This is a genomic window from Agathobaculum sp. TL06 (assembly GCF_054658635.1).
The window spans coordinates 22,620-35,170 of record NZ_BAAGGY010000010.1 but is presented as its reverse complement, the minus strand read 5'-3'; the positions used below and the strand labels follow the sequence as shown (position 1 = coordinate 35,170).

Sequence of the window (12,551 nt, the reverse complement as noted above, 5' to 3'; positions counted from 1 at the left end):
TTATGAAAATCATGCAGCTTTGCGTGGGCATGGTCGCCACGAACTGCTATATCGTATACGATGAAAAGAGCCGCGAGGCCGCGGTGATCGACCCGGGCGACAACGCCGCCTCTATCCTGAGCGCGGCGGAAAAGGAAAAGCTGGATATCAAATATGTCCTGCTGACGCACGCGCATTTTGACCATATCCTTGCCGCGCACGAGGTGCTGGCGGCAACCCATGCGCAGTATGTCGTACCCGAGGGGGACCTGTGGCTGCTCAAGCGGGAGAATATGGGCCAGTTCCGCTCGCTGGCCCGCGCCTATGTGGAGGATAAGCCGGATCTTTTGGCGAACGAGGGGACACAGGTGACGTTCGGCGGGATGACGGCGACGTATATGAACACCCCCGGCCATACGCCCGGCTCGTCGGTCATCCGGATTGGCGACTGCCTGTTCACGGGCGACACGCTGTTCCGGCATGAATGCGGCCGGTGCGACCTGGAGGGCGGCGATTTCGGGCAGATGCTGCGGTCACTGCGGCGCCTGCACGACCTGGAGGGGGATTACAAGGTGCTGCCCGGGCATGAAGGCATCTCCACCCTGTCCGAGGAGCGCGCGGCCAATCCCTATATGGCGCAGGCGGTCGGCGGACGATGATTTATACGCTGGAGGGACACGCGCTCAAGCATGCGGTGGAGGAAATGCTGTTCCATCTGCTCCCCACGGCGGCGCTTGCGCGGGCGGATGCCGTGGATGCGGCGGACGGGACGGAGGACTATTGCCGGAGCGTCCTGACCGAAGCGGACGGCCGGGCGCGGGCGTGCGCCGACGTCCGCATCGGCGGCGTAACGCGCCGCAGCGAGCGGTGCGCGCCGGTTCAGGGGCTTGCGCCGCTTGCTTATAAGCGCACGGTCACCGAGCTGGTCAAGACGACCGTGTACGAGGCTGTGGTGCCGTCGCTTGCCCAGCCGCCTGTATGGGGCAGCCTGACCGGCGTGCGTCCCGCTAAGCTCGCGCGCGGGCTGATCGAGCGGGGCATGACGCACGGCGAGGCGGCGGCGTACCTGCGGGAGCACTTCCATGTTTTGCCGGAGCGCACGGCGCTGACCATCCGCGCGGCCGCAACGGCGATGGAGATGGATAAGCGGATGGGGGAAAAGGATATTTCCCTTTATGTCGGCATCCCGTTCTGCCCGTCGCGGTGCTATTACTGCTCGTTTGTATCCTCCGCGACCGCGCAGTCCGGTCACCTGATCGAGCCGTATTTGGAAACGCTGTGCCGTGAGATCAGAGAGACCGCCGCGCTGGTGCGCGAGGCGGACCGGCGGGTGCAGAGCGTGTATATCGGCGGCGGCACGCCGACCACGCTGGACGAGAACCAGCTCGCGCGCCTGCTTGACACACTCGAACAAAGCTTTGATTTTTCCGGACTTTGTGAATATACTGTGGAAGCGGGGCGTCCGGATACGATTACACTGGGCAAGCTGCGCGTGCTGCGCGCGGCGGGCGTGGGGCGGGTCAGCATCAACCCGCAGTCCATGGACGACGCGGTGCTGGCCGCGATCGGGCGCAGGCACGTGGCGTGCGATGTGCTGCGCGCCTATGACGAGGCGCGGCGGGCGGGCTTTGCTGGCATCAACATGGATGTGATCGCGGGGCTGTCCGGCGATACGCCGGACAGCTTCGCCCGAACGGTGGATACCTTGATCGGCCTTGCGCCGGAGAATATCACGGTACATACGCTGGCCATCAAGCGAGGGGCGGATCTGACGGATAAGCAGGCCGCCGCCGCGCAGTGCGAGGCGGTGGCGCGTATGCTGGACGGCGCCTCGCGCGCGCTGCAGGGCGCGGGCTACGGCCCGTATTACCTGTACCGGCAGAAATTCACCGCCGGCGGCTTTGAGAATGTCGGCTGGTGTCGGCCGGGGACCGAATGCTTCTACAATGTGGCCATGATGGAGGAACTGCAAACCATTTTGTCGCTCGGCGCGGGCGGCGTTTCCAAGCGCGTCGATCGGGACACGGGCTGGATCGAGCGGACGAACAACCCCAAGTATCCGCTCGAATACATTCGGGCGGCGGACCGGCTCGTCGGCGGCAAGCGTAAATTGCTTTTCCCAAAGCAGTAAGGAGGAACACGGCTATGGCGGAATACACACTCAAATATATCAACCACCGCGCGCGGTACGATGCGGCCGATTTTATCGCGGAATGTGAACGGACGTATCATGCGCAGGTGGATCAGGTGGCGGAGGAGATCGCGGAAAACAGCCGCCAGAAGCCGATCGTGCTGATTAACGGCCCGTCCTCGTCCGGAAAGACCACGACCAACGACCGGATCGGCCGCGCGCTGGAAAAACGCGGCATCCATGCGGAGATGATCTCGATGGACGATTATTACCGCACGGTCGGCAGCTATGACATCCCGCCGGACACGGAAAACGGCGTGCCTGACCTGGAAAGTCCGGAATGTATGGACCTGCCGCTGCTGAGCCAGCATTTGACCCAGCTGGTCGCGGGCGAGGAGATCGACCTGCCCCGCTTTGATTTTGAAACGCGTACTTCAATCCCGCACGCGCGCTCGCTGCGCCTGGATCCGGACGAGGTCGTGCTGATCGAGGGGATCCACTCGTTCAATCCGGTCATCATGGGGGATCTCGCGCATGCGGCGACCGGCGTTTACCTGTCCGTGGCAAGCGCGGTCGTCCCCAAGGAGGGGGCGCGGGTCGAGCCGTATATGCTCCGCTTTTTGCGGCGGGCCATGCGGGACAGCCTGTTCCGCAATTCGCCGGTCGAGGACACGCTGCGCCAGTGGAACTCGGTGCGCCGCGGAGAGAAGCTGTATATCGCGCCGCACCGCGGGCAGGCCAACCTGACGGTGGACACCTTCCTGCCGTATGAGCTGAATATACTCATGCAGTATTTGGCGCCCAAGCTCCGCCTGCAGCGGGAGGAGCTTGGCAGGGCGGATCTTGCGCCGGTCGGCGCGGTGCTCGATCAGGTAGCGCCGATCGATTATACGGATTTTATCCCCGAGGATTCGGTATTGCACGAGTTTATTGGGTAAAATACAGGCGTGCTTGCTTTTTATAGGGCTATGCAGTATAATAAAATGCAATATAGCGGGGCGGACAGTCCTGTTGGAAGGAGCGAGGACCCATGGATGCAAAAATGCAGACGTTTTTGGAAAAGGTCAAGGTAATGGCGGATAAGACCGGCAAAGCGGCCGGCCGCGCGGCGGACGCCGCCGGAAAGAAAGCGACCGAGCTTGCCAGCGCGACGCGGATCAACCTCCAGATTTTTGATCTGAACACCGAATGCGAGGTGCTGTTCAAAGAGATCGGCAAAATGGTGTATGAGCTGCATCGGGGAACAGAGGTCTCTAACGAGGAAATGGATCAGAAGATCGATTTGGTGGATGAGAAGCAGGCCAGGATCGCCGCGCTGCGCGAGGAGCTTGCAGGCATGAAGTCAGTCGTGACCTGCCCGCACTGCGGGCGTCCGTGCAGCAGGGAGGATGCGTTTTGCTCCGGCTGCGGCGGCGCGCTGTGAGCGCATATTTTAGAGCGCCCTGCCATACCGTACAATAAGAAAAGACAAAGGGCGTGTAGCGTTTGCAGCGAAAAAAACAGAATTTTGTGCAGGGCGCGGTCATCCTGATGGCGGCGAGCCTGATCGTCAAGGTGATCGGCGCGTTTTTCCAGATACCGCTCCAAAACCTGATCGGCGGGGAGGAATCGCCGGCGTTCGGCATGTTCAGCGCGGCTTACCGGATCTACACCGCGATGCTGATGATTTCGACGGTCGGCCTGCCGGCGGCGCTGTCCAAGATGGTGGCGGAGGCTACGGCCTGCGGGCGTGAGCATGAGGTGCGGCGCATCGTCCGCGTTGCGGGCAGCATTTTTGTGCCGGTCGGCGCGCTGTGCTCGGTCGCGCTTTTTTTTGGCGCGGGTACCTTTGCGGAATGGATCAAAAGCGCGGATGCGCGGCTCGCCGTTATGGCGATCGCGCCGAGCGTGCTGATGGTGGCCATTCTTTCCGTGTTCCGCGGCTATTACCAGGGGCGGTCCAATATGGTGCCGACAGCGGTTTCCCAGGTCATTGAGGCGATGGGCAAGCTGTTTGTCGGACTTGGCCTTGCCTACTATGCGATAGGGCAGGGCTACAGCGATCCGGTGGTCGCGGCAATGACCGTGCTGGGCGTAACGCTGGGCGAGGTCGTGGCGGCGGCGTATATGCTGGCGCAGGCGGCGGTAACGCGCCGCAGGGCGGCGCCCGTGCGCATTTTGAACGATGCGGTGCGTCCCGCGGGGGAACTGGCGAAGGTTTTGCTTTCCCTGTCCATCCCCATTACGATCAGCTCGGCGGTCATGAGCCTGACCGACCTGATCGACGTTGCGCTGATTTCCGCGCGGCTGCAAAGCCCGGCGGTGGGGATGACGGCCAAGCAGGCGATGGCGACCTACGGCATTTACACCGGCCAGGCCATCAATTTCTTCAACCTGCCGCAGACGCTGATTACGGCGCTGGCGGTCAGCGTGCTGCCGACGATTGCCAGCGCGCGCGCAGCGCAGAATTTTACCAAAGTATCCAAAACGCTTTCCACTTCGCTGCGGCTGACCATGATTATCACTTTGCCGGCAGGCACGGGGTTCCTCGTGCTGTCCGAGCCGATCCTGCGGCTGCTTTACCATTCGGGGACGGAAACCGGAGGCCGGCTGATGGCGATTTTGGGCTTTGCCGTACCCGCTGTGGCGCTGGTCGCAATCACAAACGCCACCCTGCAGGCGTTCGGGCGGATTGATCTGCCGCTGGTTTCGATGTTCCTCGGCGCGCTGGTCAAAATGTTCGGGGATTATTACCTGATCGGGGATCCGCGGTTCGGTATCGCGGGAGCGCCGATCAGTACGGCCGTGTGCTACTGGCTGATTGCGCTGCTGAATCTGTTCCATATCGCAAGGCTGTCCCATGCGCTGCCCCCGCTGGGCAAAACCGTGGGCAGGCCGCTTGCCGCAACGGCTGGCATGGGAGCGGCGACCTATATCTGCTTTACCGTGCTGACGCGGGTGCTTGGCGCGGCGCCGGGTTCGGCTGCGGATAAGCTGAGCACGCTTGTGTCGATCCTTGCAGCGGTGGCGGTATACGGCGTTTTGCTGCTGGCGCTGCACGCGGTTGACCGCGAGGATGTGCAGCTTTTGCCAAAAGGGGAAAAAATTGCCAACCTTTTGCGTTTAAAATAACAGGAAGTGTAGAAAATGGTTGATTTTCAAAAGAAAGAGCAGTATAATTTTAACGATCTGTTGCGGATCATGGAAATACTCCGCGCGCCGGACGGATGCATGTGGGATCGGGAACAGGATCACCGGTCGATCCGCCGCAATTTTATTGAGGAGACCTATGAGGTCTGTGAGGCGATCGACGAGGAGGATACCGAGCACCTGAAGGAAGAGCTGGGCGACGTATTGCTGCAGGTCGTTTTCCACACGCAGATGGAAAAGGAAAAGGGCGTGTTTGACATCAACGATGTGGCGGACGGCATCTGCAAAAAGCTGATTTACCGTCATCCGCATATTTTCGGTGATGTCAAGGTGGGCTCCTCGGAGGAGATCCTGAGCAATTGGGACGACCTCAAGCGCAAGGAGAAGCACCAGGAGACCGATACTTCCGCGCTTGCCAGCGTGGCCAAAAGCCTGCCGGGCCTGATCCGCGCGGAAAAAATCCAGAAGAAGGCCGCTAAGGTGGGGTTCGACTGGGATGGCGCGGACGGAGCGCTGGAAAAGGTCGAGGAGGAGCTTGCGGAGGTGCGGCAGGCGCTCGCGGGCGACGGCGATATCGAGGAGGAACTGGGCGACCTGCTGTTTGCGGTCGTCAATGTGGCGCGCCATAAAAAGGTGGACGCCGAGCGCGCGGTGGAAAAGACCTGCGACAAATTTATCCGCCGGTTCGGTTTTATGGAACGGCAGGCAAAAGAAGAGAACAAAGTGCTGTCCGACTTGTCGCTGGCAGAAATGGACTCGCTTTGGAATAGATCAAAAGAAAAGGTATAAACGGAGGTATAAGCATGAAAAAAAGCGAATTCGTCACGCTGGTTGCGGAAAAAACCGGCCTCTCCAAAAAGGATACAGAAAAGACGATCGACGCTGTCTTCACCGCGATGGGCGATGTGATGGCGCAGGGAGATAAGCTGCAGATGAGCGGCTTCGGCACGTTTGAGACCAAGGTGCGCGCCGCGCGCACGGGCCACAACCCGCGCACCGGCGAGGCGATCGAAATCGCGGCCGCGACCATTCCGGTATTCAAGCCCGGCAAGGCGCTCAAGGACAAGGTGGACGCGAAGTAACCGTGCGGCTGGATAAATATCTCAAGGTTTCCCGACTGATCAAGCGCCGCACGGTAGCGAATGACGCCTGCGACGCGGCGCGGATCACAGTGAACGGCAAACCGGCAAAGGCCTCCTACCAGGTGAAAACAGGCGACGTTATCGAGATCGCGTTCGGACAGCGCACGATGAAAGTCGAAGTGCTCGAGATCGCGGAGCATGCGCTGAAAGCGGACGCGGCCGCGATGTATCGGGAAATCCCGTAATAAAAACATCCCGCCCCTTCATATAGTGAAGGGAGCGGGATGTTTTTTATGAGAGGGAGGGACTGCATATGGCAGCCGACGAACGCAACAGGGAAATGCCGCATACCGTCATTCTGGAGGGCAGGGAGAAGCTTTCGATCTCCGGCGTGGTGGATGTGCAGAGCTTTGACGAAGATCAGGTACTGCTGGAGACCGTGCGCGGGATGCTGGTCGTGCGGGGACAGGGCCTGCATGTCGAGCGGCTGCAGCTGGAAGCGGGCGAACTGATTGTGGAGGGCGAGGTTGGCTGCCTGGAATATGACGACAGCGTACAGCCGCGCGGCGGTTTTTTCAGCCGTCTGTTCGGCGGGTGAACGCGGCATGACGGTACCGATGCAGGCACAGTTCCTGCTGGGGCTGCAAAGTATTTTACTGGGCGCGGCTCTGGGACTTTTTTATGATATCCTGCGGGCGTTTCGGGTGTATTTCTCGGCCGGGCGCCTGGCTACCGCACTGTATGACCTTGTGTTCTGGCTGGTCCTGCTGGCGGCTTTTTTCGAATTCAGCCTGGTTTTTGCGATGGGGCAGAGCCGCTGGTATGTCCTTGCGGGGGCGTGCGGCGGCGCGGGGATTTATTTTTTTCTGTTCAGCGGGCTGGTGCAGGGGGTGCTGCGGCTTGCGCTGGATTTGGCCGCGCGGCTGTGCGGCCTGCTCGCCGCGGCGGGGGAAAGGGCGCGCGGGTTTGCGGGGAAAGCCGGTTTACCGGAAAAAATTCGCTCTTTTACAAAAAAGTTTGCGAAACCCTCTTCCATTTTTCGCGGGAAAGGTATAAAATAAAACTCGAATTAGTCTGAGCCAAGGGAAGATGGAGCGAGGTGTCCGAATGTCCAAGCGCAAAGCGCCGGTCTGGGTCAAAATCCTGATGCTGGCCTTTTTGCTGTATGCCGTGGTGACAATCATCAGCCTGCATGCACAAATTGCGGATAAACGTGCGGAGCTGGATTCGCTCAATATGCGTGTCGAGGAATACGAGGCTGCAAATGAAGCGCTCCGGCAGGAGATGCAGAACGGTATTTCGGAAGCGGACATCAGCGAGATCGCCCGTACCGAGCTCAGCTATGCAGAACCGGGAGAACGTGTCTTTGTGGACACATCCAGCAGGTAAAAGGGAAACAAATAACGGAGGCAAAACAATTTATATGGATTTGGCAGTGGGAGCGATCGTAGAGGGTAAAGTGACCGGTATCACGAAGTTCGGCGCGTTTGTCGCCCTGCCCGAAGGGAAGTCGGGCATGGTGCATATCTCCGAGGTTGCGGCGAGCTTTGTCAGCGACATCAAGGACTTTCTGCAGGAAGGCCAGCAGGTCAAGGTGAAAATCATTAATATCGACCAGGCGGGCCGCATCAATTTGTCCATCAAAAAGGCACAGCCGCAGGAGTCCCGTCCGGAACGCGCCGGCGGCGCCGCGCCGCGGCAGCCGCGTTTCCAGCAGCGTTCCAGTCAGGCGCCGCGCGGCAGAACGCCGCAGCCGCCCAAGGACCCCGCGACCATGAGCTTTGAGGATAAGCTCAAGGCGTTTATGTCCGACAGCGAGAGCCGGCAGGCCGATGTGCGCCATGCGACCGACCGCAAAAACGGATCGCGCCGCCGCCGATAAACACATAAAACCGAGGGCGACCTCGGTTTTGTTTTTATTCCGCGGGGCAAAAAAACGCGCCCTTTCCTGCGAAAGAGCGCCAAAAGTAGGATTGTGGGGATAAAGATATGAACGGTGCATGGCAGTTCTCTCAACTGCCATAATCAATATAGCACAATTTACAATAAATGTCAATTGCTTTTTTGAGGGAAAGGACGGAAATGGAAGAAATACTTCTGAAAAACTGCACGTTTCTGACGATGGATGAATCGAATCCGCGCTTTTTCGGATGGATTTGGATGAAAAACGGGAAGATTGTGTCGATGGGAACGGACGAGCCGCCCGCCTGCGGTCAGGTGGTTGACGGGCGCGGCGGCGTGGTGACGCCCGGCCTGATCGACATTCATTCCCACCTCGGCCTGTATGAAGACGGGCTGGGCTTTGAGGGCGCGGACGGGAACGAGGATACCGACCCCGTTACACCGCACCTGCGCGCGATCGATGGGGTAAACCCCATGGACCGCGGCTTCCGCGAAGCGGTCGAGGCGGGGGTGACAACGGTTGCGGTCAGCCCGGGCAGCGCCAACCCGATCGGCGGGCAGATCGCGCTGCTCAAGACGGCCGGCCGGCGCATCGACGATATGGTGCTCAAAGCGCCGCTCGCGGTCAAGTTTGCGCTGGGTGAGAACCCCAAGTCGGTCTATCACGACAAGGATGAAGCGCCGGTTACCCGCATGGCGACCGCGGCGCTCATCCGCGAGCAGCTTTACAAGGCAAGGGAATACCTGCTGCGGATGGAGCGCGCGGAAAAAGAGCCGGAGGAGGACAAGCCGGACTACGACATCAAGCTGGAGGCGCTGCTGCCGCTGCTGCGGGGCGAAGCGGAGGCGCACTTTCATGCGCACCGCGCGGACGATATTTTTACCGCGCTGCGGATTGCCGGGGAGTTCGGCCTGAAAGCCGTGATTATCCACGGTACGGAGGCGCATCTGGTCGCCGACCTTTTGGCAGGGGAGCGGGTGCCGGTCGTTTGCGGGCCGTATATGACCGACCGCTCCAAGCCCGAGCTCAGAAACCTGACGGACGAGGCGCCGGCCCTGCTGTGCAGGGCGGGGATTGAGACTGCGATTACCGTGGACCATCCCGAGATCCCCCTCCGCCTGCTGCCCATGGCGCTGCTGCTGGCGGTACGGGCGGGGATGGACCGGCAGGACGCGCTCCGCGCGGTGACAACCGTTCCGGCGCGCATTGCGGGCATGGAGCAGCGGATCGGGATGCTCCGCGTAGGGATGGACGCGGACTGCGTCCTGTGGAGCGGGGACCCGCTGGATTTTACAAGCCAGGTGCAGGCCGTGTTCATCAACGGCGCGCCGGAATACAGGAGGACGGTATGAGAACGATCGATGTTTCGGAAGTCACGGGGCTGGTGCGCCGGCTCTGTATGGAAGCGAATTACTACCTGCCCGCGGATCTGCGGCAGGCCTTTGTCCGCGGGCAGGAAGCGGAACAATCCCCGCTGGGGAAAGAAATTTTCGGGGAAATGCTCGCAAACTGCGATCTGGCAAGACGGAATGATGTGCCGGTCTGCCAGGACACCGGCATGGCGATTGTGTTCGCGGAGGTGGGACAGGAAGTACACCTGACCGGCGGGGCGTTTGAGGACGCGGTCACGGAGGGGGTGCGCCGTGGGTATATCGACGGATATCTGCGGCTTTCCGTGGTCGGCGACCCGCTGCGGCGCGAGAATACCAACGATAATACCCCTTGTGTGCTGTATACCTCGATCGTGGCGGGGGATAAGATCAAGATTACGGTCGCCCCGAAGGGCTTTGGCTCGGAGAATATGAGCGCGATGAAAATGTTTACGCCGGCCGCGACCAGGGAGCAGATCGTGGATTTTATCGCGGACGCATGCATCCGCGCAGGCTCCAACCCCTGCCCGCCGATCGTAATCGGCGTGGGGCTGGGCGGCACCTCGGACAAGGCGGCGTACCTGGCAAAGCGCGCCCTGCTCCGGCCGGTGGACCGGCAGAACGAAGACCCGCTGTACGCGGAAATGGAGCGGGCGGTGCTGGATAAGGTCAATGCGTCCGGCGTGGGTCCTCAGGGGCTTGGCGGAACGGTGACCGCGCTTTCCTGCGCGATCGAGCCGTTCGGCACACATATCGCGGGCCTGCCCTGCGTGGTGAACATCTCCTGCCATGTGACCCGACACGCGGAAGGGGAATTGTGACCGCGTTGGGGAAAATGCTGAACAGTTTGTGAATTTGTGTAAAATCCATTGGACAATTTCACCTAAGACGTGGTATACTAATTATAGCAAATTCCCATAAGTATCTTGGGCAATCCGCCCGATAGGAGATGATGTTATGAAGTTCACCATCGTCGAGAGAAAAATGAAAATCGATGACGACCTGCGCCAGTATGCGCTGCGCAAAGTCGAGAAGCTGGATCGGTACTTCCACCAGGATTCAGATACCACGCTGACTTTCAGCGAGCTGCGCGGCAAACAGACGGTAGAAATTACGGTGCGCCAGACCGGCCTGGTCGTCCGCGCCGAAGAGACGACAACCGATATGTTCGCCTCGGTCGACGGTGCGGTCAGCAGCATTGAGCGGCAGATCCGCAAGCATAAGACCCGCCTGGAAAAGCGCCTGCGCGAAGGTGCGTTCGATAAGATCGCCGAGCAGCAGGCTGCGCTTTCCGAGGAGGATTTCGATATCGTGCGCCGCAAGCGCTTTGAGGTCAAGCCCATGAGCGTGGACGAGGCGATCCTGCAGATGAACCTGCTCGACCATCAGTTCTATTTCTTCCGCAATGCGGATAACGATAATATCCATGCGGTCGTATACAAGCGCGCCGCAGGCGGTTACGGCCTGATCGAGGGCGAGGAATAAGCTGCTTAAAAGGGCAGTTTGAAATGAATTGAGACATTAAAAATAAAAAAGCCGGCGGCGTTCTGCCGTCGGCCTTTTTGTTGGACGGAGTGATAAAATGAGAATTATGGAGCCTGAAAGCCGAGCGCAGGCGCTGATAAGGCAGCTTTTAACGGTATGGGAAAGCGCTGTCAGGCAGACTCATTCGTTTTTATCCGCTGAGGAAATTGAGAAGATCAAACAATATGTTCCGCACGCACTGCGGGCGGTTCCACATTTAGTCGTTTTGGAAAACGGGGATGGTATGCCTGTTGCGTTTATGGGTATAGCGGAACGGAACCTGGAAATGCTGTTCGTTGCACCAGAGCAAAGGGGACAAGGCTGGGGGAAACGTTTGATAGAGTATGGGGTGGAGCGGTATGGTATTGAAACGGTAGGAGTAAATGAGCAGAATCCACAGGCGAGAGGATTTTACGAGCACCTGGGTTTTGTGGTCTATGAGCGGAAAAATCACGACGAGCAGGGTAATCCCTATCCAATTTTATATATGAGGCGCTCCAGCACTGCTGAAAGCGGCTGGAAAACGGGAATAGCGCAGGAATAACAGACAGGGGGTGTGCGCAATGAACCTTTGTGACATTGATACCATACGGGCGGTTTTAGGACGGCATGGCTTCCGCTTTTCCAAGTCGCTGGGACAAAACTTCCTGACGGATGAAACCGTGCCGCGCTGGATCGCGGAAATGAGCGGTGCGGGGGAAGCGGGGAACGCGGTCGAAATCGGCCCGGGCATGGGCTGTCTGACCGCCGAGCTGTGCCGCAGGGCGGACAGGGTGGTCGCGGTCGAGCTTGACCGCGCGCTGCTGCCCGTGCTGGGGGAGACGCTGGCGGGATATGATAATTTCGAGGTCGTACAGGGCGATGTGCTTGAGATTGACCTGGCCGCGCTGTGTCGGGAGAAATTCGGCGGAACTCCGGCGGTGGCCTGCGCCAATCTGCCGTATTACATCACTACGCCGGCCATCACAGCCCTGCTGGAAAGCGGAGCCTTCCAAAAGATTACCGTCATGGTGCAGAAAGAGGTGGCGCAGCGCATCTGCGCCGCGCCGGGTACGGCGGCGTATTCTGCGTTTTCCATTTATGTGCAGTACCATGCGGAGGCCGCGCTGCTGTTTGACGTGCCGGCGGACTGTTTCGTGCCGAAGCCCAAGGTGGATTCCGCGGTGATACAACTAACGCCGCGCACCCAGCCGCCGGTCGCGGTGCGCAATGAAAAGCTGTATTTCGCGCTTGTGCGGGCGGCGTTCAACATGCGCCGGAAAACGCTGGTCAACGCGCTGGGGCCGGTGCTCGGCAGCGCAATGGGCAAGGAGGAGATCACAGAGCTGATCCAATCGGTAGGGCTGGATGCGCGCGTGCGCGGCGAACGGCTCAGCCTTGCGGAGTACGCCGCGCTGTCCAACGCCGCGGAGGGACGCCTGAAAGGGAGATAA

Annotated in this window: 17 protein-coding genes; all 17 read left to right on the top strand. The window is 59.9% G+C overall.

Annotation, left to right across the window (positions count from 1 at the left end):
- Nucleotides 1–2: 2 nt before the first annotated feature.
- The 17 genes from ACYQ3S_RS07410 to rsmA all read left to right on the top strand — a co-directional run bounded on the left by ACYQ3S_RS07410 (nucleotide 3) and on the right by rsmA (nucleotide 12,551).
- Complete coding sequence (locus ACYQ3S_RS07410; protein WP_459688210.1) at nucleotides 3–638, top strand: MBL fold metallo-hydrolase; 636 nt, start codon at nucleotides 3–5, stop codon at nucleotides 636–638.
- Nucleotides 635–2,110 (top strand): coproporphyrinogen dehydrogenase HemZ, encoded by a 1,476-nt coding sequence (gene hemZ / locus ACYQ3S_RS07405; protein WP_459688209.1) that lies wholly within the window; start codon nucleotides 635–637, stop codon nucleotides 2,108–2,110. Before ACYQ3S_RS07410 ends, hemZ begins: the two co-directional genes overlap by 4 nt.
- 14 nt (nucleotides 2,111–2,124) lie before the next feature.
- Nucleotides 2,125–3,048, top strand: a complete 924-nt coding sequence (locus ACYQ3S_RS07400; protein ID WP_459688207.1) for a uridine kinase family protein — start codon at nucleotides 2,125–2,127, stop codon at nucleotides 3,046–3,048.
- Nucleotides 3,049–3,140: 92 nt separating this feature from the next.
- Nucleotides 3,141–3,533: a hypothetical protein gene (locus ACYQ3S_RS07395; RefSeq protein WP_459688205.1), complete on the top strand. Its 393-nt coding sequence runs from the start codon at nucleotides 3,141–3,143 to the stop codon at nucleotides 3,531–3,533.
- A gap of 62 nt (nucleotides 3,534–3,595) precedes the next feature.
- Nucleotides 3,596–5,221: a putative polysaccharide biosynthesis protein gene (locus ACYQ3S_RS07390; protein ID WP_459688204.1), complete on the top strand. Its 1,626-nt coding sequence runs from the start codon at nucleotides 3,596–3,598 to the stop codon at nucleotides 5,219–5,221.
- 15 nt (nucleotides 5,222–5,236) lie between these two features.
- On the top strand, nucleotides 5,237–6,028 hold the full coding sequence (mazG, locus tag ACYQ3S_RS07385) for a nucleoside triphosphate pyrophosphohydrolase (protein WP_459688203.1): 792 nt from the start codon (nucleotides 5,237–5,239) through the stop codon (nucleotides 6,026–6,028).
- 14 nt (nucleotides 6,029–6,042) lie between these two features.
- Complete coding sequence (locus tag ACYQ3S_RS07380; protein WP_459688202.1) at nucleotides 6,043–6,321, top strand: HU family DNA-binding protein; 279 nt, start codon at nucleotides 6,043–6,045, stop codon at nucleotides 6,319–6,321.
- 2 nt (nucleotides 6,322–6,323) lie between these two features.
- Nucleotides 6,324–6,566 (top strand): RNA-binding S4 domain-containing protein, encoded by a 243-nt coding sequence (locus tag ACYQ3S_RS07375; RefSeq protein WP_054327335.1) that lies wholly within the window; start codon nucleotides 6,324–6,326, stop codon nucleotides 6,564–6,566.
- A 68-nt stretch (nucleotides 6,567–6,634) separates the two neighbouring features.
- The gene (gene yabP, locus ACYQ3S_RS07370) at nucleotides 6,635–6,919 is read left to right on the top strand and encodes a sporulation protein YabP (protein ID WP_054327336.1); all 285 of its coding nucleotides are present in this window, start codon (nucleotides 6,635–6,637) and stop codon (nucleotides 6,917–6,919) included.
- Nucleotides 6,920–6,926: 7 nt separating this feature from the next.
- Nucleotides 6,927–7,382, top strand: coding sequence for a spore cortex biosynthesis protein YabQ (gene yabQ, locus ACYQ3S_RS07365; RefSeq protein ID WP_459688199.1), 456 nt, complete (start codon nucleotides 6,927–6,929; stop codon nucleotides 7,380–7,382).
- A 46-nt stretch (nucleotides 7,383–7,428) separates the two neighbouring features.
- Nucleotides 7,429–7,710 carry an FtsB family cell division protein gene (locus ACYQ3S_RS07360; protein ID WP_054327338.1) on the top strand — a complete coding sequence of 94 codons (282 nt, stop codon included), beginning with the start codon at nucleotides 7,429–7,431 and terminating at the stop codon, nucleotides 7,708–7,710.
- A gap of 34 nt (nucleotides 7,711–7,744) precedes the next feature.
- Complete coding sequence (locus tag ACYQ3S_RS07355; RefSeq protein WP_054327339.1) at nucleotides 7,745–8,203, top strand: S1 RNA-binding domain-containing protein; 459 nt, start codon at nucleotides 7,745–7,747, stop codon at nucleotides 8,201–8,203.
- Nucleotides 8,204–8,403: 200 nt separating this feature from the next.
- A complete protein-coding gene (locus tag ACYQ3S_RS07350) occupies nucleotides 8,404–9,576 on the top strand; it encodes an amidohydrolase (RefSeq protein ID WP_459688197.1) in 1,173 nt (390 codons plus the stop codon).
- Nucleotides 9,573–10,415 (top strand): fumarate hydratase, encoded by an 843-nt coding sequence (locus ACYQ3S_RS07345; RefSeq protein WP_459688195.1) that lies wholly within the window; start codon nucleotides 9,573–9,575, stop codon nucleotides 10,413–10,415. Before ACYQ3S_RS07350 ends, ACYQ3S_RS07345 begins: the two co-directional genes overlap by 4 nt.
- Nucleotides 10,416–10,551: 136 nt before the next feature.
- Nucleotides 10,552–11,079 carry a ribosome hibernation-promoting factor, HPF/YfiA family gene (hpf, locus tag ACYQ3S_RS07340; RefSeq protein ID WP_054327341.1) on the top strand — a complete coding sequence of 176 codons (528 nt, stop codon included), beginning with the start codon at nucleotides 10,552–10,554 and terminating at the stop codon, nucleotides 11,077–11,079.
- 97 nt (nucleotides 11,080–11,176) lie between these two features.
- On the top strand, nucleotides 11,177–11,662 hold the full coding sequence (locus ACYQ3S_RS07335) for a GNAT family N-acetyltransferase (protein WP_459688193.1): 486 nt from the start codon (nucleotides 11,177–11,179) through the stop codon (nucleotides 11,660–11,662).
- A 19-nt stretch (nucleotides 11,663–11,681) separates the two neighbouring features.
- The gene (rsmA, locus tag ACYQ3S_RS07330; protein WP_459688191.1) at nucleotides 11,682–12,551 is read left to right on the top strand and encodes a 16S rRNA (adenine(1518)-N(6)/adenine(1519)-N(6))-dimethyltransferase RsmA; all 870 of its coding nucleotides are present in this window, start codon (nucleotides 11,682–11,684) and stop codon (nucleotides 12,549–12,551) included.